Source organism: Corynebacterium sp. Marseille-Q2823, from assembly GCF_903645345.1.
Taxonomy (GTDB): Bacteria; Actinomycetota; Actinomycetes; order Mycobacteriales; family Mycobacteriaceae; genus Corynebacterium; species Corynebacterium hiratae.
Genome location: NZ_CAHJXS010000013.1, coordinates 41,476 through 60,115, shown reverse-complemented (window position 1 = coordinate 60,115; position 18,640 = coordinate 41,476). Strand labels below are relative to the sequence as shown.

The 18,640-nt window shown below is 62.3% G+C and carries 19 protein-coding genes; 13 read left to right on the top strand and 6 right to left on the bottom strand.

What is annotated here, in order from left to right:
• On the top strand, positions 1–1,188 hold a 1,188-nt coding region (sepX, locus tag HWX44_RS12805; RefSeq protein ID WP_217703020.1), incomplete at its 5' end, for a divisome protein SepX/GlpR.
• 12 nt (positions 1,189–1,200) lie between these two features.
• Here the strand turns inward: sepX and HWX44_RS12800 are convergent.
• Both HWX44_RS12800 and HWX44_RS12795 read right to left on the bottom strand, forming a co-directional pair.
• On the bottom strand, positions 1,201–1,818 hold the full coding sequence (locus HWX44_RS12800; RefSeq protein WP_217703019.1) for a DNA-3-methyladenine glycosylase I: 618 nt from the start codon (positions 1,816–1,818) through the stop codon (positions 1,201–1,203).
• A gap of 44 nt (positions 1,819–1,862) precedes the next feature.
• Positions 1,863–2,456: a methylated-DNA--[protein]-cysteine S-methyltransferase gene (locus tag HWX44_RS12795; RefSeq protein ID WP_254868265.1), complete on the bottom strand. Its 594-nt coding sequence runs from the start codon at positions 2,454–2,456 to the stop codon at positions 1,863–1,865.
• 19 nt (positions 2,457–2,475) lie between these two features.
• On the opposite strand from HWX44_RS12795, the gene HWX44_RS12790 reads away from it, so the two are divergent.
• Complete coding sequence (locus tag HWX44_RS12790; RefSeq protein WP_046646952.1) at positions 2,476–2,889, top strand: DoxX family protein; 414 nt, start codon at positions 2,476–2,478, stop codon at positions 2,887–2,889.
• Positions 2,876–3,565: a zf-HC2 domain-containing protein gene (locus HWX44_RS12785; RefSeq protein WP_046646951.1), complete on the top strand. Its 690-nt coding sequence runs from the start codon at positions 2,876–2,878 to the stop codon at positions 3,563–3,565. The genes HWX44_RS12790 and HWX44_RS12785 overlap by 14 nt, the downstream gene beginning before the upstream one ends.
• 79 nt (positions 3,566–3,644) lie before the next feature.
• Here the strand turns inward: HWX44_RS12785 and HWX44_RS12780 are convergent, their stop codons facing one another.
• The gene (locus HWX44_RS12780) at positions 3,645–5,159 is read right to left on the bottom strand and encodes a dolichyl-phosphate-mannose--protein mannosyltransferase (protein ID WP_254868266.1); all 1,515 of its coding nucleotides are present in this window, start codon (positions 5,157–5,159) and stop codon (positions 3,645–3,647) included.
• A 112-nt stretch (positions 5,160–5,271) separates the two neighbouring features.
• Between HWX44_RS12780 and rsmI the strand changes: the two genes are divergently transcribed.
• The 6 genes from rsmI (at position 5,272) to HWX44_RS12750 (ending at position 12,005) form a co-directional block, all read left to right on the top strand.
• On the top strand, positions 5,272–6,120 hold the full coding sequence (gene rsmI / locus HWX44_RS12775; RefSeq protein WP_046646950.1) for a 16S rRNA (cytidine(1402)-2'-O)-methyltransferase: 849 nt from the start codon (positions 5,272–5,274) through the stop codon (positions 6,118–6,120).
• Positions 6,121–6,575: 455 nt separating this feature from the next.
• Positions 6,576–8,147 (top strand): BCCT family transporter, encoded by a 1,572-nt coding sequence (locus HWX44_RS12770; protein ID WP_303049257.1) that lies wholly within the window; start codon positions 6,576–6,578, stop codon positions 8,145–8,147.
• A 149-nt stretch (positions 8,148–8,296) separates the two neighbouring features.
• Complete coding sequence (gene metG / locus HWX44_RS12765; RefSeq protein WP_049154222.1) at positions 8,297–10,129, top strand: methionine--tRNA ligase; 1,833 nt, start codon at positions 8,297–8,299, stop codon at positions 10,127–10,129.
• A gap of 4 nt (positions 10,130–10,133) precedes the next feature.
• Positions 10,134–11,327: an MFS transporter gene (locus tag HWX44_RS12760; RefSeq protein ID WP_175975052.1), complete on the top strand. Its 1,194-nt coding sequence runs from the start codon at positions 10,134–10,136 to the stop codon at positions 11,325–11,327.
• A 101-nt stretch (positions 11,328–11,428) separates the two neighbouring features.
• Entirely contained in the window at positions 11,429–11,710 is a 282-nt protein-coding gene (locus HWX44_RS12755) for a type II toxin-antitoxin system RelE/ParE family toxin (RefSeq protein WP_046646946.1), read from the top strand.
• Positions 11,711–11,744: 34 nt separating this feature from the next.
• The gene (locus tag HWX44_RS12750; RefSeq protein ID WP_046646945.1) at positions 11,745–12,005 is read left to right on the top strand and encodes a HigA family addiction module antitoxin; all 261 of its coding nucleotides are present in this window, start codon (positions 11,745–11,747) and stop codon (positions 12,003–12,005) included.
• Positions 12,006–12,185: 180 nt separating this feature from the next.
• Here the strand turns inward: HWX44_RS12750 and HWX44_RS12745 are convergent, their stop codons facing one another.
• Together HWX44_RS12745 and HWX44_RS12740 are read right to left on the bottom strand one after the other, a co-directional pair.
• A complete protein-coding gene (locus HWX44_RS12745; RefSeq protein ID WP_175975051.1) occupies positions 12,186–12,689 on the bottom strand; it encodes a GNAT family N-acetyltransferase in 504 nt (167 codons plus the stop codon).
• A gap of 8 nt (positions 12,690–12,697) precedes the next feature.
• A complete protein-coding gene (locus HWX44_RS12740) occupies positions 12,698–13,192 on the bottom strand; it encodes a GNAT family N-acetyltransferase (protein ID WP_080975046.1) in 495 nt (164 codons plus the stop codon).
• 24 nt (positions 13,193–13,216) lie between these two features.
• On the opposite strand from HWX44_RS12740, the gene HWX44_RS12735 reads away from it, so the two are divergent.
• The 4 genes from HWX44_RS12735 to HWX44_RS12720 all read left to right on the top strand — a co-directional run bounded on the left by HWX44_RS12735 (position 13,217) and on the right by HWX44_RS12720 (position 17,246).
• Entirely contained in the window at positions 13,217–14,041 is an 825-nt protein-coding gene (locus tag HWX44_RS12735; protein ID WP_175975050.1) for a TatD family hydrolase, read from the top strand.
• Positions 14,042–14,286: 245 nt separating this feature from the next.
• Positions 14,287–15,435, top strand: coding sequence for a resuscitation-promoting factor (locus tag HWX44_RS12730; RefSeq protein WP_046646941.1), 1,149 nt, complete (start codon positions 14,287–14,289; stop codon positions 15,433–15,435).
• Positions 15,436–15,468: 33 nt separating this feature from the next.
• Entirely contained in the window at positions 15,469–16,311 is an 843-nt protein-coding gene (gene rsmA, locus HWX44_RS12725) for a 16S rRNA (adenine(1518)-N(6)/adenine(1519)-N(6))-dimethyltransferase RsmA (protein ID WP_046646940.1), read from the top strand.
• The gene (locus HWX44_RS12720; RefSeq protein WP_046646939.1) at positions 16,308–17,246 is read left to right on the top strand and encodes a 4-(cytidine 5'-diphospho)-2-C-methyl-D-erythritol kinase; all 939 of its coding nucleotides are present in this window, start codon (positions 16,308–16,310) and stop codon (positions 17,244–17,246) included. The genes rsmA and HWX44_RS12720 overlap by 4 nt, the downstream gene beginning before the upstream one ends.
• 24 nt (positions 17,247–17,270) lie before the next feature.
• Here the strand turns inward: HWX44_RS12720 and HWX44_RS12715 are convergent, their stop codons facing one another.
• The gene (locus HWX44_RS12715; protein WP_070510391.1) at positions 17,271–18,581 is read right to left on the bottom strand and encodes a hypothetical protein; all 1,311 of its coding nucleotides are present in this window, start codon (positions 18,579–18,581) and stop codon (positions 17,271–17,273) included.
• Positions 18,582–18,640: the final 59 nt, after the last annotated feature.

Below are 18,640 nucleotides of genomic sequence, written 5' to 3'. Positions count from 1 at the left end.
CTGTGCCGCCCGCGGCGTCCGAGGCGCCGCACGGGGGGGGCGTGGGAGGACACCCGCGTGCGGTGCGAGGGAGATGGCGGCGCGGGCCCGCGCCGCCGGAAACCGGGGGTGGGCAAGGATGATAACCGCCCGCGCGCCCCGGCAGCGGCGGAGGCCAGCGATGAGGAAGCCGAGTATGAGCTGGTTGAGGCCGAGGGGGTTGCTGATACCGCAGAGTCGCTCCAGGGCGATGCCAAAGGAAAGAGCGCTGTTGAGTCCGTAGTGGCGGACACGATTGATGGCGAAGTCGTAGAAGCTGAGGACGCCGAGGCGGACTTTGAGCTCGAGGACGATTCCGACGACGCTGCCGAGGATGAGCGCGGATCGGAGCAGGAGGCTGAGAACGTTGAGGCGGATGCCGCGGAGGTATTCACGGCTCCTGCCAACGCCGGCGTGGCCGAGGATGCCTATGACTTCGATGAGACCTATACTTCGCCAGTTGATCTGATGTATCCGGGTGCCATCGACGCGGTGAAGGAAGCACCGGCAGTGGCGGATGTGAACAGCACCGACGAAGCCGCGGTTGAAGCGAAGAGCACTGATGTCGAAGGCGCAGAGGAAGGTTCGGACGCCGTCCCGCAGGGCGGGGACCTGGTTGCTGCTGAGACTGGGGACGAGGAAATGGGCGGAAGCGATACCGAGTTGTCCGCCGAGGAACTGGCCTTCGCCCAGCGCCGCCTAGGCCGCGGCGGTTGGGATCCGGTGAAGGAAAAGGAAGCCTCCGCCACGCGTTATCAGCGCCGCCAGCGCACGCTCATCGGCTTGGCGGTAGCAGTGGTAGCTACGGTTTGCCTGGGGATTGTTGTGGGGAGCTGGACGTGGTGGCTGGCGGGTATTGCCGGCGTTATGACCATGGTTTACCTGGTGGCCCTGCGCGCCCAGGTGCGCCGCGAGCGGGAGCTGCTGCGCCGCCGCGTCTACCACCTGCGCCGCGCCCGTTTGGGTGTGCGTAATGCGGAGAACCCCGCCGAGTCACTGCCACCCAACCTGCGCCGCCCGGGCGCGCTCATCCTGGAAATCGATGATGAAAGCCCGGACTTTGACTACCTGCCCGTCTACTCGGAGGGCGATAGCGACGGTGGCTTCGACGGTCCCCATCCTTCTCCACGCCAGCGCCGCGATGACCTAGCGGCCCGCCGAGTTGGTTAATCCACCCGGCCCCTAGGCCGGCCAGATGCCGGACGTGCCGCGGCGATGGGAGCCTACTAGGTGGGCATCAACCATCCCGATGGCCGTCATCAGGGAGAAACACGTCACCGGGCCGACGAACTTGAAGCCGGCCTTCTTCAAAGCCTTGGACATGTCCAAGGCTTCTTGCGTGTATTTTGGAATATCCTCTTCGCTTTCCGGCGCAATCGTGTCAGCGGGCAGGAAGCTCCAGATGAATTCATCGAGCCCGCCTGTCTCCCGCAAGGCTACCGTGGCCTTCGCGTTGTTAAGCACCGCGTTGATTTTCAGACGGTTGCGGATGATCCCCGCATTATTCATGAGGCGCTCGACTTCCTCCTCCCCGAAGCTGGCCAGAAGGTCTGCATCAAAACCCACAAAGGCAGCGCGGAAGGCTTCGCGCTTGCGCAGCACTAGTTCCCAGCTCAACCCGGCCTGGAAACCTTCCAGGCAGAGGCGTTCCAGCAGGGCGGATTCCTCATGGACGGGCATGCCCCATTCGGTGTCGTAATACTCCAGGAGAAGCGGGGAGGTCATTGCCCAGGCGGGGCGGCCAAGCCCCGCGGAGTCATAAACAAGTCTCGTATCGTTTGCCATCTGTGTACTAGTCATACCTTTTTAGACTGCAGAATCCGCTCATCGGTTCCCCACGGCTCTCACGGCCTCGTGCCGCAGAGTGTGGCCTCGTGCTCCAACAGCATCTGCTTCGCGGCCGTGCCCCCACGATAGGAGCCGAAGCCGCCGCTTGCCGGAACGACGCGGTGGCACGGCACCACGATGGGAAGCGGGTTCGTTGCACAAGCGCTTCCAGCAGCGCGGGCGGCCTGCGCACTACCGGCGGCGGCAGCGAGGCGCGAATAGGTCCAGCGCTCGCTGAACGGGATATCACGCAGCGCACGTTGCGCGCGGTCGCGGAAAGTGTGCGGGGACGCGGGGACGTCGAGAAGCAGCTCAAAGTCCCTGCGCGTGCCCGCAAAGTATTCGGTGATTTGCTGGGCAGCGGCGACGAGAGCGTCGGCCCCCGCAACCCCAGCGCCCGCAACACCAGCATTCGCAGTACTGGGGTGTCGGGCGCTGGTAGGGCCATCGGGAAGGCGCTGCAGACCGCTGAGATCCGGGGATTCACCGGGGAAATACACCCGTGACAAACCCCGCAGAGAGGCGACTAGGAGAAGACGGCCGAGCGGAGTGTCCAGCGAGGTCCACATGTGCATGGTAGGAGGGGAGTCCTTTCGGAGGGAGGTGGTCATCCAGGGTAGTCTATGAACCATGAATAGACCCGCCGTACGCGATGCCGCGCTGCTCATCTTCCGCGCGGTGCTGGGAGTTATCTTCGTCGCGCACGGTGTGGACAAGATGTTCTTTAGCGGCATGGACGAGGTAACCGGTCAATTCTCCGCATGGGGAGTTCCGCAACCGCAGACCTCGGCGTACTTGGCTGCCTTCGCAGAAATGCTGGGCGGGGCGGCCCTCGTAGTCGGCCTGCTCACCACCTTTGTGGCAGGGGCATTGGCGCTGCTTATGGCCTGTGCGTTGTACTTCGTACATATGGGCAATGGCCTCTTCGCCGCCGATGGTGGCATCGAGTACCCGCTGGTGCTCATCGTGTCGCTGCTCATGATCGTTGTCTTCGGCTCCGGCCGGGCGAGTGTGGATGGGGTGTTGAGCCGTGCTGACGCATGAGCAGGTGCAAGCGGCGATCTCCGCGCAGCTCGATGGGGAAGCCCCGCAGCTGGCGCCCGATGTCATTGACGCGCATGTCTCCGGCTGCCCGGAGTGTGCCGCCTTCCGGGAGAAGGCGGCGGCCTTGTCTCGCTCACTGAGCCTCGTGGAACCTGAGGGCCTCCCGCCGCAGGACTTGTCGGAAGTCATCCTGGCTGGCGTGGAGCCGGAGTGGCAGCGAGCCTCCAGCGCGCGGCAGGCATCGCTCACGCTGGCTCGGGTAGCTCTCGGAGTGTTGGCCGTGGCGTTTCTGATCTGGGCGATCGTGGTCGTCGTCAGTGCTTCCGGCTTGACCACCCTGGGCAGTGAAGGAACCCTCGCGGAAGGGGCCGACCCGGAGCGCGCACACCTTCTGATGGAGGCTGCGGCGCTGCGCTTCGGCCTGGCGAGCGGTTTAGTCTTTGCCGCCTGGCGCCCAGCCTCAGCGCCTGGATTGCTGCCGGTGGTCTGCACGATATTCGCGTTCTTGTGCGGCTTTACCATGCGCGACTTTGCCTTGGGCAGCGTTGTCGCGGAGCAGGTTTATATCCTCATCGGCACCGGTCTCGCAACGGCCAGCCTGGGGTGGGCGTGGGCGGCCGACCGGGGCTTCTTGCTACGGGACGTGTATAGGACGTTGTCCGCTAACCCGCGCTAAGCCTTAAAGGCCACGTCTAAGAGGCCGAGCCTAAGGGCCCAAGCCTAAGCGGCTTGGGCCAGGGGGTAGGGCCAGGGGTTTAGGTCCAGGACGGTAGCCACATCATGGAGTGATACCAAGAATCCGGGATGAGGTAGCCGTAGAGAATCGGGGAGAAGTAGGCAAACATTGCCACGACGAGCGCGGCGTAGCACACGGTAAGGAAGGTGCCCAGCGGCATCGCGGCCCCAAAAAGCTCCGTGAGCCAGCGCCACCGTAGAACCCGTCCACGTCCAATCATTTGCCCCAAAGCCAGAGAGATCAGCACGATGACGAACGGGATGAACGCCGTGGCGTAGAAGAAGTACATCTGTCGGTCGAAGACCATGAGCCAGGGCAGGAAACCCGCCGCGGCACCCACGAGCGGGATAAGGAAGGCGCGGTTGCGTCGCACGAGCAAGGACCACAGTCCCCACAGCACCGCCGGGATAACCAGCCACCAAATGACCGGGGTACCAAAGAGGTACAGCATCCTGCGGCAGGATCCGCCGTCCCCGCAAGAGATGTCCGTGGAGGAGTAGTAGAGGATCGGACGTGCGGCCACCAGCCAAGCCCACGGCTTGGAGTCCCAGGGGTGGCTGTGGCCACCTGAGGAGGTCAAGGAGGCGTGGAACTCCAGCACAGAGGAGTGGTAGTAGAACCAACCGGCAAGAGGCTCGGGGAGGTGGAGCAGCCAAGAGCCATCCTCGATCGTGCCGTCAACCTTGGCGTGGCGGTAGACGGCGGTCTCATCGGCGAACCAGGCGCGCCAAGACCACGCATACAGGGCTACGGGGACCGCAACGAGTGAGGCCAGGGCTGCTGGGGTATCGCGTACCAGCGTGCCCACGATGTAGCGGCGTACGCCATACAAGCGGCGCAGAGCGAGATCCGAGAAAACGCTCATGAGACCGAAGAACATGATGTAGTACAGGCCGGACCACTTCACGGCCAGCGTTAGCCCCAGGAAAACGCCGGCAGTAAAACGCCACCACCGGAAGCCAAATCGGGGGCCGAATTCGGAGTCCCCCATCGTGCCTGACAGGAAGGCGGCGTGCAGGCGCTCGCGCATCTGCTGGTGATCCCGCGCCAAGGCCCAGGCGGCGGCGACAATGAAGAAGACCTGAAAGATATCAAGCATTCCGAACTTGGATGCCACGAGCAGCACGCCGTCGCACACGGCGAGCGGGCCGGCGAGGAAGCCCACCTGCCAGGAACCGGACAAGCGGCGTGCCAGCGCCATGGTGAGTAGCACGGTGCCCACGCCAAAGAGCGCCGCCATGGCCCGCCAGCCCAGTGGGGTGTAGCCGAAGATGGCCTCCGATATCGCGACAATCTGCTTGGCCAGCGGTGGGTGCACAACCAGGCCGTAGCCCGGGTTGGACTCGATGCCGCCGAGGAAGAGGTTGTGCCAGCTGGTGACCATGTCCCAGGCCTGCGGCACGTAGTGCTTCTCATCGAAGACGGGCGTGCCTTCGGAGACCGGTGCGGTGAGACCTGCGAAACGCGTGATGAAAGCCAGCACGGCGATGATGGCGGTGCTGATCGTGTCGGCCTTGGTCCGGGTAGCGGGAATGAGCGAGTGGGATGGATGCGCGGCGACGCGCGCGGCTGGTGCGGCCAGATCGATCAGTAGGGATTGCGATACTCACGCGGAAGAGTCTAGCGTGCGTGTGCCATGCTGGGGTATGAGTCTTCAGCTTGAACCCCTGCCGCGTGGAGTCATCCTGGCCGCCACGCCGCTGGGAAATCCCGGTGATGCTTCTGCCCGATTGATGCAGGCGTTGGGCCACGCGGATGTGATCGCTGCGGAAGACACCCGCCGCGTTCGTAACCTGGCCCAGGCGCTGGGGGTAGAGATCCGCGGCAAGGTGGTTTCCAATTTCGACCACAACGAAGAGGAACGCTCGCGCGCGCTCGTCAACGCTGCCCGTACGGGCACGGTTCTCGTGGTGTCGGATGCTGGCATGCCGCTGGTCTCCGATCCTGGGCACTCCATTGTCACCGCTGCGGTGGAAGCGGATGTGCCTGTGACCTGCTTTCCGGGGCCCTCGGCGGTGCCGACTGCGCTTGCACTTTCCGGACTGGGGGTGGGGCATTTCCTCTTCGATGCCTTCCCGCCGCGCAAACCCGGACCGCGTAAAGCCTGGCTGGAGTCCCTCGTGGGGGAGCGCCGTGCCATTGCTTTCTTTGAATCCCCGCACCGTCTAGCGCAGACGCTTGGCGACGCCTCAGCGATCCTCGGCGCGGAGCGCCGCGCTGCGGTCTGCCGTGAGCTGACGAAGACCTACGAGGAAATCAAGCGTGGCACCTTGGGCGAGCTTGCCGAGTGGGCGCAGGAGAATGCGCGGGGTGAAATCACCGTCGTCATCGAGGGCGGGGATGCCGCACCCGTGTCGTTGGAGGCCCTCGTGGAGCAGGTCCGTGCGGAGGTTGAGCGGGGCGTGCGGGCCAAGGATGCCTGCAAGCAAGCAGCAGCGGGAACCGAGTGGTCCAACCGTGAACTTTATGATGCATACCTCGCCGCGCGCGGCTGAGCTTTAACAATAAATTCTGGTGATGCCCGTCTCTTTTGGGCCAATCGTTATGGCATCGTTATGTCACCCGGCGTGGCCGCGGCATGCGCGGTAGGGATGCCATACCTCGGAAGTGCCTCCGAACAAGCTGGCAAGCTGCACAGTTGCGGTACAGATTCGGCAGCTGCGGTGGAATAGCGGTCGTGCAAAGAAGCTCGTGACAGACGCTTTAGGAACGCTATATGCCCGAAATGCATGTGGTGAATAGTCTTTTTGTTTCCGTTTTAGTTTGACTAGTTGATGAGACAGCACCAAGGTCGGGAGGTATGACAGACTCGACGAATGCAGACAATGTAAAGGACACGGGGGTGTCTTCGGCTGTGCCCCAAGGCGAGAGCTCGCCGGCCGCGGTAGAGGAATACCGCACCGTCGACGAGCGCCTCGAGGAGGCCTCGGCCACAAGCCAGCTCCAGGATATGCTCACCAACAAGGCGTTCAATCCTGAGGCGGCTCCCGCGCCGGTGGAGGAGGAAGAGGACGAGAAGTTTGGCCCAGGCGGCATTGATTCACCGATCGACTGGACCATTGTGGGAATCGCCGGCCTGCTCGTTGCCGCCTTTGTGGCATGGGGCTTGGCCGCTCCAGAGAGCTTTGCCTCCTTCTCCAGCAATGCTCTGAGCTTCGTGGTGAATAACTTTGGCTGGGCCTATGTGCTCTTCGGGACCATTTTTGTGGTTTTCGTTATCTGCGTTGCGGCCTCGAAGTTCGGCACCATTCGTTTGGGCAAGATTAACGAGGAACCGGAATTCTCCACGGTCTCTTGGATTGCGATGATGTTCGCTGCCGGCATGGGCATCGGCTTGATGTTCTATGGTGCTTCCGAGCCGCTCAACTACTTTAAGAACGGCGTTCCGGGCCATGGTGAGAATGAGGTAGGAACCTCAATGGCCACGGCCATGTTCCACTGGACCCTGCACCCATGGGCCGTGTACGCCATCGTGGGGCTTGCCATCGCTTATTCCACCTTCCGTATTGGCCGCAAGCAGTTGTTGAGCCAGGCCTTCGTGCCGCTCATTGGCCAGCGCGCCGCCGACGGATTCGCAGGCAAGATCATTGATATCTTGGCCATCTTCGCCACCGTCTTTGGCACCGCTTGTTCGCTGGGCCTCGGCGCGATGCAGATTCAGGCAGGCCTGCAGGCCTCCGGAATTATTGAGAACCCCACGCAGAACGTCGTTATCGGCATCGTTCTCGTGCTGACCTTGGCCTTTATTCTGTCGGCCATGTCGGGTGTAGGCAAAGGTATTCAGTACCTCTCTAACACCAATATGGTCTTGGCGGCTCTGCTGGCCATCTTCGTGTTCGTCTTCGGCCCAACCGTGTCGATTTTGAACCAGATCCCAGGCTCCATTGGTAACTACCTGGCGAACTTCACCGAGATGATCGCTCGTACCGCTGAGTCCGATAACGGAAACGCTGGCGAGTGGCTATCTACCTGGACCATTTTCTACTGGGCTTGGTGGGTTTCCTGGTCGCCGTTCGTGGGCATGTTCCTCGCCCGCATTTCGCGCGGCCGTTCCGTCCGCGAGTTCTGCGTTGGTGTGCTTCTCGTCCCGGCTGGTGTCTCCACGGTGTGGTTTGCCATCTTCGGCGGTACCGCCATCCACATGGAGCAGAACGGCAACTCCATCTCCGGTGAGTCTGCCGAGCAGGAGCTGTTCAACCTGCTGCAGAACCTCCCCGGTGGTTTCATCGCGGGCATCGTCGCCGCCCTGCTCCTTGCCACGTTCTTCATTACGTCGGCCGACTCGGCGTCGACAGTCATGGGCTCGATGTCCCAGTCTGGCGCTACCACCGCCAAGCCGTGGCTGTCCGCGGCATGGGGTGTGCTCACTGCGGCTGTCGGCCTGACCTTGCTGCTGTCGAGCGAGAATGCCCTGTCAAACCTGCAGAACGTCACCATCGTGGCGGCGCTGCCATTCCTCTTCATCCTCGTCGGCCTCATGTTCGCTATTTACAAGGACTTGAGCAACGCAATACCGCGATAGCTTCCGCGCAACGGCGTGGCCTACGCAGTTCCAGCGCGAACAGGCCTACAAGGCCCGCCGCCGCCAGCACAGCCACAAGAACTAGTTCTGGCGCGAGCATTTCTCTCATACACCCCTCATGCTCCGGTGAGGTGTTCGACAGGAGGGCCATGACTGAGACAGTTGTCGTTAATGTTGCTTGGCCCTATGCCAACGGACCCCGCCACATCGGACACGTGGCGGGTTTCGGTGTTCCTTCCGACGTGTTCGCCCGTTTCCAGCGAATGCGTGGCAACGACGTCCTCATGGTTTCCGGTACCGACGAGCATGGCACCCCGTTGCTCGTGCAGGCGGATAAGGAAGGCGTGACGGTTCGTGAATTGGCGGATCGCTACAACCGCCAGATTGTCACCGACCTGGCTGGGCTCGGCCTGTCTTATGACCTCTTTACCCGCACCACCACTCGCAACCACTACGCGGTGGTGCAGGAGCTGTTCAAGGGGCTGTACGAGAACGGCTACATGATTAAGGAGACCACCCAGGGCGCCATTTCGCCGTCCACGGGCCGTACCTTGCCTGACCGCTATATCGAGGGAACCTGTCCGCTGTGTGGTGCCGATGGCGCGCGCGGTGACCAGTGCGATAACTGCGGCAACCAACTCGATCCGGTAGATCTCATCAACCCGGTGTCCAAGATCAACGGCGAAACCCCGAAGTTCATCGATACCGAGCACTTCCTGCTGGATCTTCCTGCGGTCAAGGACGTCCTCGAAGAGTGGCTGAAGACGCGCGAGGACTGGCGTCCCAACGTTCTCAAGTTCTCCCTCAACCTGCTGGAGGATATGCGCCCGCGCACCATGACCCGTGACATCGACTGGGGCATTCCCATTCCGGTCGAAGGCTGGGAGGATAACGGCGCGAAGAAGCTCTACGTGTGGTTCGACGCGGTGATTGGTTACCTGTCTTCCTCCATCGAGTGGGCCCACCGCACCGGCAACCCGGAGGCTTGGAAGGACTACTGGCAGAACCCGCAGGCACGCCACTACTACTTCCAAGGCAAGGACAACATCACCTTTCACTCCCAGATCTGGCCAGCAGAGCTCTTGGGCTACGCGGGCAAGGGCTCCAAGGGCGGTGAGCTGCACACCTACGGTGAGCTCAACCTGCCCACGGAGATTGTGTCTTCGGAATACCTGACCATGTCCGGCTCCAAGTTCTCCTCCTCCAAGGGCGTCGTTATCTACGTCAAGGACTTCCTCGAGGAGTTCGGCCCAGACGCACTGCGCTACTTCATCGCCGTTGCCGGCCCAGAAAACAATGACACTGACTTCACCTGGGATGAGTTCGTGCGCCGTATCAACAACGAGCTTGCCAACGGCTGGGGCAACCTGGTCAACCGCACCGTGTCGATGGCCCACAAGAACTTCGGCGAGGTCCCGGCCCCGGCCGCGCTGGAGCAGGCAGACAAGGACATCCTGGCACTGGCGGAGGAGACCTTCACCACCGCCGCGAATTTCCTCGAGCAGTCCAAGTTCAAGCAGGCCATGACCGCCATCATGCACGTCGTCGGCGAGGCCAATGCCTATGTCGCGGCGATGGAGCCGTGGAAGCTGGCCAAGGATGAAACCCAGCGCGAGCGTCTGGCCACCGTGCTGTGGACCGCACTGCAGGTGGTCTCCGACTGCAACGTAATGTTGACCCCGTTCTTGCCCTTCACCGCACAGAAGGTGCACGAGACCCTGGGACGTGAGGGCGTCTGGGCCGCACAGCCGCGCATTGAAGACGTGGTGGATGATATGCCGGTCGAACTCGTTGGCGTAGACCTCCCGCCGGAGAATCACCCGTACCCGATCATCACCGGTGACTACGCGGCGCAGCAGGCTGCGTGGAAGCGTGTCGACATTACGCCGGGTACAACGCTGCAGAAGCCGAAGCCGCTGGTGGCTAAGCTCGACCCGGAGCTTGGTGAGACCGGCCCGGAGTGGGCCCCGGTTCAGAAGTAAAGGCGTGGGCTCGGCGTTTCGGCGCTCCCTGGCGCCCGTCCTACTCTTTGTTGTTGTCTGCCTGACCGCGCTGAACCTACGGACGGGCATCGCGTCGGTGGCGCCGGTGCTGGGTCAAATCCAAGATTTCTTTGAAATCAGCTCCGGCCAGGCGGGTTTGCTTACCGCACTTCCGGGGCTGTGCTTCGCGGCCATGGGTTTGGCCGCCGTGCCCATTGCTCGGCGGGGCGGGCTCAGCCGTACCTTGACCGGCGGCACGCTGGCCCTAGTGGTGGGCCTGGCGCTGCGTCCGTGGGTGAGCAGCTTCCCGCTGTTTATTGCGTTGACCCTGTGCGTTGTCGGCGGCATCGCTCTAGCCAACGTTCTGCTTCCCGCGTGGATCAAGCAACATGGTTCGGGCCGCACGCTGGTGGCGTTGATGACCACCTACACCACGATGCTGGGCGTATCCAGCGCCCTTGGCCCGCTGTCCGCGGTGACGCAAAGCACGTGGCAAGGTGCGCTGTGGATCTGGTGCCTGCCCGCCATCGCGCAGCTGGTGGCGTGGATAGTGGTTCTGCCGCAGGCTGGCAAGGACGTCGCCCACGGGGCGATCGACGGTGCCGGCGCGCCAAAGCCCATGTACACTTCGCCCACGGCGGTGGCCATGCTCTTTTTCTTCGGGCTGCAGTCCTCCATGGCCTATGTCCAAATGGGTTGGCTGCCGCGCATGCTGGTAGAGAAGGGCGTGAGTGAGGATACCGCCAGTGTGGCACTTGCTGTCATCGGTGTCTTTAACATCGCCGGCGGCGTGATCATGCCCTGGCTAATTTCTCGCCTGGACCGCCTAACACCCGTACCGATTGTGCTGGCGCTGTGCACCTGTGCTGGGTGGGGTGGGGTCCTTGTGGCTGCCGACGTCGCCCCGCTCGCCTGGGCCTGCATGATGGGGATCGGCGGTATGTGCTTCCCACTGGCTCTGGCATTGCTCACCGCCCGCACTCGGAGTGCGCTGACGACCGCACGACTCTCCGGTTTTGTGCAGCCGGGCGGCTACATCTTGGCGGGGCTGTTGCCGCTTTTCGTGGGCGTTGTGCGCGGCGCTACCGGTAACTGGACGGCCGTCCTGATTGCGCTGATGGTGCTCAGCCTTTGCATGCTGATGGCGGGTTTGCGCGCGACTAGGCGGGTCTACATTGACGACGAGCTCGCTGCCTAGCGGGGTCCTCCTTAGTTGCGGTAACTTTTGTATTGCAGCGTTAGTTAGAGTTAACGCCTCGCGTTATTGACGTGTCGCGTTATGGGGGGTATGGTGCATTTATGATTCAGTCGTTCGCGGATAGGGATACAGAGCGCTTATGGAATCGAGAGAGGGTGTCCTCGATAGATTCACGTATTCACTCGGTAGCTCTTCGCAAACTGAGGCAATTGGGCTATGTGCAGAGGCTAGATGAGCTTCGGATTCCTCCGGGGAATAGGCTCGAAGCGTTGAAGGGCGATCGGCGGGGTCAATATAGTATTCGTATCAATGACCAATGGCGGATCTGCTTCCGGTGGACCGCTTTAGGGCCAGAGGAGGTTGAGATCGTTGACTACCACTAAAAAGCTCCCCCCAGTGCACCCAGGTGAAATCCTGATGGAAGATTTTCTTAAGGAAATGGGGATTACCCAGCACAAGCTCGCTGTTTCGATAGGGGTCCCGCCTCGACGTATTAACGAAATCGTCCACGGAAAGCGGGCTATTACCGCCGATACGGCTCTTCGCCTTGCCAAGTTTTTTGGAATGTCCCCACAGTTCTGGCTGGGGTTGCAGACCCATTACGACTTGGATGTCGCAGAGGACAAAATTCTTGCCGAGCTGGACGATATTGTGCCGCTTCAGGCAGCGCCGGCTTAACGCGTTTGCCGTCTGTGACCGCGTAGCGCAGGGTGAGTTGCTCAAGCCGAAGTCGCCGTTGTTGCCAAAGTTTCTCGCCTCGCCGCGGGCGGGCCAGATCTTTGGCAACAATGGCAGTGCCGTCACTGGTGGTGGGGCGGCTGGCACGCGCCTCCCTGAGTTAGTGGCCATCAAACCGCTTTAGGAGCGGTCGAAGTCGCGCTGCAGGTGCACCAGCCCGAGGCGCACGCCGTCCTTGGTGTGGATATTGGGCATGCGGCCGGTTTCCACGAACCCGAACTTCTTGTGCAGGGCAATGGAGGACTCGTTGGTGTCCACGATGTAGGTAATCATCGTCTCCACGTAGTCATTTTCCTTCGCGTGGTCCATGAGCGTGTCCATGAGCTCGCTGCCCACGCCCTTGCCCCGTGCGGACTCCGCAATATAGATGGAATCCTCCGCCGTGCCGTAGTAGCTAGCTGGGGTGACAAACTGGAAGTAGGCGGCCCAGCCAATGATTTCGTCATCGTCCACCGCCACATAGACGGGAAAACCTTCCTCCTCCATCTGTGCGAGCCACTTTTCGCGGTCCTCGACGGACTCCTGCCACGTGACTAGGTTGGTGGCCGGCTTCGCGGCGGAGGCGGCATTATAGATGGCGGCGATTGCGGGGGCGTCGGCAAGCTCTGCGGGACGTACGTGCATGATGTTCCTTAAACCATGAGTTGCAAGTGGGTGAGGTCTATCCAGCGCCCAGCTTTGCGGCTGACTTCTTTTAACGTTCCTACAGTGGCAAAGCCGAACTTCTCATGCAACTTGATGGATGCGACGTTGTCCGCCACGATGAGTGCCAGCAGCGTATGGACCTGCTCCGCCTCGCGGGCATGCTGAACGACTGCATCGAGCAAGCGCGTGCCTACCCCGCGGCCATGGGCGGTGGGATCAACGTAGATCGTCGTCTCGTAGCAGCCCAGCCACACCTTAGGATCGCGGTAGGGGCGGTAGAGTGCCCAGCCCAAGTACGCGCCATCGTCATCGAAAGCCACGAAACAAGGACAGGCTTCGCGGCGCAGCTGGTGGAGATACTCGGTGCGCTCTTCCACTGTGGCGGGTTCGCTGCGAAAGATGAAGTGGGTCTCCCGGATGGCCCAGTTTAAGGTGGCGGTCATTGCGGGGACGTCGGCGTCCGTCGCTTCACGGATTATCATGCGCGCAAGACTACACTCGCAGCCATGTCTAAGAAGAAGCCACGCCCCATGCCCGTTCCCGCCGAAGGTTTGAGCCAGCTTATCGACGCCCACACGCACCTCGCCTCTTGCCGCGACGCTGACGCCGACCTCGTTGAGCGTGCCCGTGCCGCAGGGGTTGAGCGCATCGTCACCGTGGGCGATGGCCTAGCGGAGGCGGAGAAGGCTTTGGCCGCGGCGCAGGAATTCGACAACGTGTACGCGGCCTGCGCTATTCATCCCACCAAGGCGCATGAACTCGACGAGGCCGCCCGTGCGCGCCTGAGCGAAATGGCTGCGGACCCGCGCTGCGTGGCCATCGGGGAAACTGGGTTGGATACCTACTGGATACATCATGAGCCGGAACGCACCGCGCCGCTTGACGTCCAGGAGGAAGCGCTTCACTGGCACGCCGAGTTGGCGGCAAAGGTGGGCAAGACGCTGATGATCCACAACCGCGAGGCCGATGAGGAGCTCATGCGCGTGCTGGGGGAGTGCGCTGAGGCGCCGAAGGTCATGCTGCACTGTTTCTCCTCGCCACTTGATGTGGCCAAGGAGGCTCTGGAGCGTGGCTACGTTTTGTCCTTCGCCGGCAACGTGACGTTCAAGCGCAACGAGGAGATGCGCCAAGCCGCAGCGCTCGCGCCAGCCGGGCAGCTGCTCATTGAGACGGACGCGCCGTACATGACCCCGGAGCTCTTCCGTGGTGCGCGTAATGAACCTTCGTTGATTGGTCATACGTACCGCTGCGTGGCGCAGGCGCGCGGCCAAGAAGTGGAGGACTTGGCCGCAGAGGTGGCTGAAACCTTCGCCGAGGTCTTCGGAGTGTGATGATCTTCACTCAAAGCAAAGGTGCTGCTCAACGGTGGCGCGCGTGTTTGGTGTGACGAGTGTGTTGCCAGTGGTGGCGGCGTGTGAGAACGTCTCGATCGTTACGCTCTGTTACCGTATCGTTATCCAAAGTTAGTCCGGCCTTGATGTTGCCGGCTGGCGTGCATTCGCACGCCACGTCAGGTGCTGAGGAGAGTTCAAAGACCTCTCTGGGCACGAAGCAACGCAGAGACGAGTAAAGGTTTATGTCCCCGAAGAAGCAGATCAAGCGAATCAACAACTCCCGCTCCCTGCCACTGCGCATGGCCACCGGCGGTGTGCTCGGCACGTTGGCTGTGGGTGGTGTCGTTGCCGTCGGTTCTCAGAAGGACATCACGCTCGACATCAACGGTGAGACCACCCAGCTGGCTACCTTCGCCGGCGATGTTAACGCGGCTCTCGAGGCCGCAGGTGTGAGCGTTGGCGGGGAGGACGTTGTCTACCCGGCGCTTTCTGAGCAGGTCTCCGATGGTGACTCGATTACCGTTCGCACCGCCAAGCCGGTTGCGGTGACCATCGATGGCGTGGAGACGAAGATGTCCTCCACTGACCTCACCGTGTCTGACCTGCTGGGCGGCCTCGACGGCATCGTCCCAGGCGCTGCTATCACCTCCGGTTCCAAGACCGTCGAGGATGATGAGGTTCTGACTGAGGGAATGAACCTTGAGGTGGTATCCCCGAAGATCATTAAGCTCTCTGACGGTGGCTCTGTGTCCTACGCCAGCGTTGCGGCTAAGACCGTGAAGGACGTGCTAGAAGCCCGCGGTATCACCGTGGGCAAGGATGACCGCGTGTCGCCGGACCTTGACGCTCCCGTCAAGGCCGGCACGGCCATCACCGTGGACCGCGTGGACATCTCCGAAGAGGAGAAGACGGAGGACTTCGACGCACCAGCTACCTACGTTGATGACCCGGAGCTGGAAGAAGGCACTGAGGAAGTCCGCGAGGAGGGCACCCCAGGCTCGCGCACCGTGACCCGCAAGATTGTGAAGGTCAACGGTGCGGAAGAGTCCAACGACATCATCAAGGAAGACGTGCGCACCGAGGCCGTCGCCGCAGTCATCGCGCGCGGTACCAAGCCGAAGTCCACCGCACCGGCCGTTGCTGAGGGCTCCGTATGGGATGCCTTGGCACAGTGTGAGGCCACCGGTAACTGGTCCATCAACACCGGTAACGGTTTCTCCGGCGGCCTGCAGTTCACCCCGTCGACCTGGGCTGCCTTTGGCGGCACCGAGTACGCCCCGCAGGCCTGGCAGGCCTCCCGCGAGCAGCAGATCGCCGTGGCCCAGAAGGTTCAGGCCGCACAGGGCTGGGGCGCATGGCCCGCCTGCACCTCGAAGCTCGGCCTGCGCTAAAGCTTCAGCGCCCTGCGTATTAGTCTGGATGACATGACACAACCCCACTTGCTGGGCCCGGTGGAGATCCGCGAGCTCGCCGCTGAGCTCGACGTGACGCCGACAAAGAAGCTGGGCCAGAACTTTCTGCATGATCCCAACACCATCCGGCGCATCGTGGCTGCCGCGGACCTGCAACCGGAGGACCGCGTGGTGGAGGTCGGCCCTGGTTTGGGTTCGCTGACCTTGGGACTACTGGGTGAAGTCGAGCACGTGACGGCCGTGGAGATTGACCCGCGCCTGGCAGGCAAGCTCCCAGATACCGTGGCGGCGCGGGCAGCCAACTTTGCGGATCGCCTCACCGTGGTGGAGAAGGACGCACTCACCGTTGAGGCAGGGGAGTTGGGGGAGCCGACCGCCTTGGTAGCTAACTTGCCCTATAACGTGGCGGTGCCGGTGCTGCTCCACCTGCTGGAGGTCTATCCATCCATTCGTCGTGTCCTGGTCATGGTGCAGCTGGAAGTAGCTGAGCGCCTCGCCGCCGCGCCGGGCAGCAAGGTCTATGGCATCCCCAGCGTGAAAGCATCCTTCTATGGACCGGTTCGCCAGGCCGGCACGATTGGCAAGAACGTGTTTTGGCCGGCACCTAAGATTGAGTCAGGGTTGGTGCGCATCGACTGCACCCGCCCCTTCGACGAGTCACTGCGCCCGCGTCTGTTCGCGCTGATCGACGCCGCCTTTGCGCAACGCCGCAAGACACTTCGCGCCGCCCTGGCAGGTTTCTATGGTTCCGCCGCAGCAGCCGAGGAAGCGCTGCGCGCGGCGGATATCGATCCGCGCCTGCGCGGTGAGAAGCTGGGCGTGGAGGACTTCGTCCGATTGGCGGAAGCCTCATGAGTAGGACAGGAGACGACTCCCCGCAGATCTGGCAGGCGCGCGCCCACGCCAAGGTCAACCTGCACCTGGGGGTGGGGGAGGCACGCGCGGATGGTTTCCATGAGCTGGCTACGGTCTTCCAGTCCCTCGACGTGCATGACCGCATTAGCTACCGCTGGGGCGAGGAAAGCAGCGTGGTGGTCACCGGCAACCACGCGAAGGGTGTGCCGGCGTCAACCGAGAATCTGGCGTGGCGCGCGGTAGAGCTGGTGGCTCACAACCTCATGTTGCCAGCTGCCGGCACGCTCACGATGGAAAAGAACATCCCCGCCGCCGGGGGCATGGCCGGTGGCTCCGCTGATGCCGCGGCCGCCTTGCTTTTGGCCAACCAAGCTTTGAGCACCGAATTCGGCCGTGAAGCCCTCAGCATGGAGAAGCTCTACGAACTCGCCGCGGAACTGGGCTCCGACGTGCCTTTTACCCTCATGGGCGGCACCGCCTTGGGGCGCGGGCGCGGCGAACTCTTGACCCCGATGCTCTCGCGCGGGCGCTATATCTGGGCAATCATCACCAATGCGGAGGGTTTGTCCACACCCACTGTCTTCCGCAAGCTGGATGAGCTGCGCGCTGCCGGCCGTGGAAGCACACCGCACTTGGACACGGAAGCCGTGGGCCAAGCCCTCGTCGGCGGCAACCCCCACGAGCTTGCCGCGGTGATGCACAATGACCTCCAGCCGGCAGCACTCTCTTTGCGTCCGGACTTACGCAAGATTCTCGACACCGGTGAGGCCGCCGGCGCCCTCAAGGGCATCGTTTCCGGGTCTGGGCCTACCTGTGCCTTCCTCTGCGAGGACGAGGAGACCGCACAGGAAGTGGTGGCCCAGGTCTGCGCCGATAACCGCGGAACCCGTGGCCTGGTGACCGCAGGCCCCGCAACCGGAGCAACGCTGGTCTAGCGCCAGCGCTGTAGGTAGCGGTCCTTAGAGGACGGCCATCTCCACGGGCTTGAAGTCGAGCTTGTAGCGCTGCGGCTCCTGGTCACCGAGGAGGTCAAGGACCACCAGTTCTTGCTTGTTCGCATCGGTGACGTAGGCATAGCCGTTTGCCGCCTTGAGGATCGGACCCGGCTGCTGCCACTCCTCGTTTTCCTTCCACGGGGAGATAGCGTCAATCTTCTTTGTTACCTCGCCGGAATCCGGGTCGATGACGTTGAGCTTGCCGTCGGTCGTGAGGACTAAGGCCTCGCCCAGGGGACCGCGGGCCAACGAGCGGAACCAATAGGATTCGCCCAGTTCAACCTTCTTGGCAGAGTAGTCCTCCGTATTGATGAGGGTCACTGAGGTGGGACGCTCGAAGTCGACATCCTTGTCGGTCTTGTTGTCTGCCAAGATGATGTTGGATTCCTCCGAACCCGCAGAATTGCCGGAGCGCTGGTATCCGTCCTTGCCCGCGTAAGCGGAGACGTCGATCTTGTGGAATTCGGTGCCGTCGAAGACGACGGGCCCATCCTCGCAGCCGAAGAAAAGGGAACCGTTGCCGGCGGCAGCTTCGCCGTGGACGCCAGGACACTCAGTGGTTTCCGCAAGGACCTTGCCGGACTTGTCGAGGTGCTGGATGGTGTGGCGCTCGTCTTCCGTGCCCTTCGTGGTGACCACGGAGCCGTCTTTCAGCGGGACGGCCACACCGTGGTGCGCAGCGCCTGTCTCGACGGTGTTGACGGGCTTGGCGTCTTCCTTGCCGATGTCCTCGGTCTTGTAAATCCGTGCCACACCATCGCCGTCGGAGAAGAGCGCGGTAAAGCCGTCGTGGTGAACCACGTGACCGGCGTGCGGTGCGTCGATGGCTGCGCTGAGAAGCTGCGGCTGCGCCGCGTAGTAGTGCTTGTGGTCGCCGTGGGGCTTGGTGATGCGCCCCGTGTCGAAGGTGAGGAAGCTATCGCCCTTGGTCACCATGATGTGGCGGTTATCGCCGGCATCGCTTAGACGGAGGAATGCTTTCAGATCTTCGCTCTCGATGACCTCACCGGTTTCGCCGTCGAGCGTGGTGAGGCCGTTTTTGTGGGAAAGAAGGATACGGTTTGGCAGCTCAGCTACCTCAGTCTCACCTTCCGCGGCTTCGAAGCCGTCATGGCTGTGCTCCCCATCATGGTCATCGTCGTGCTCGGCATGCGCGTGGGAGGCTTCAGCGCTGGAGGGCGACGTGGATTCCTCGCTGTCAGGGGAGGAGCAAGCGGACATGGTGAGGATCGTGGCGGAAAGTGCGGCGCACAGGGCGAGACGTTCTTTTTTCATAGTGCGCCAGAGTATTGGAAGTGAAAATCAATAGCAATAAAGGTAATGGTGCGGGGGTA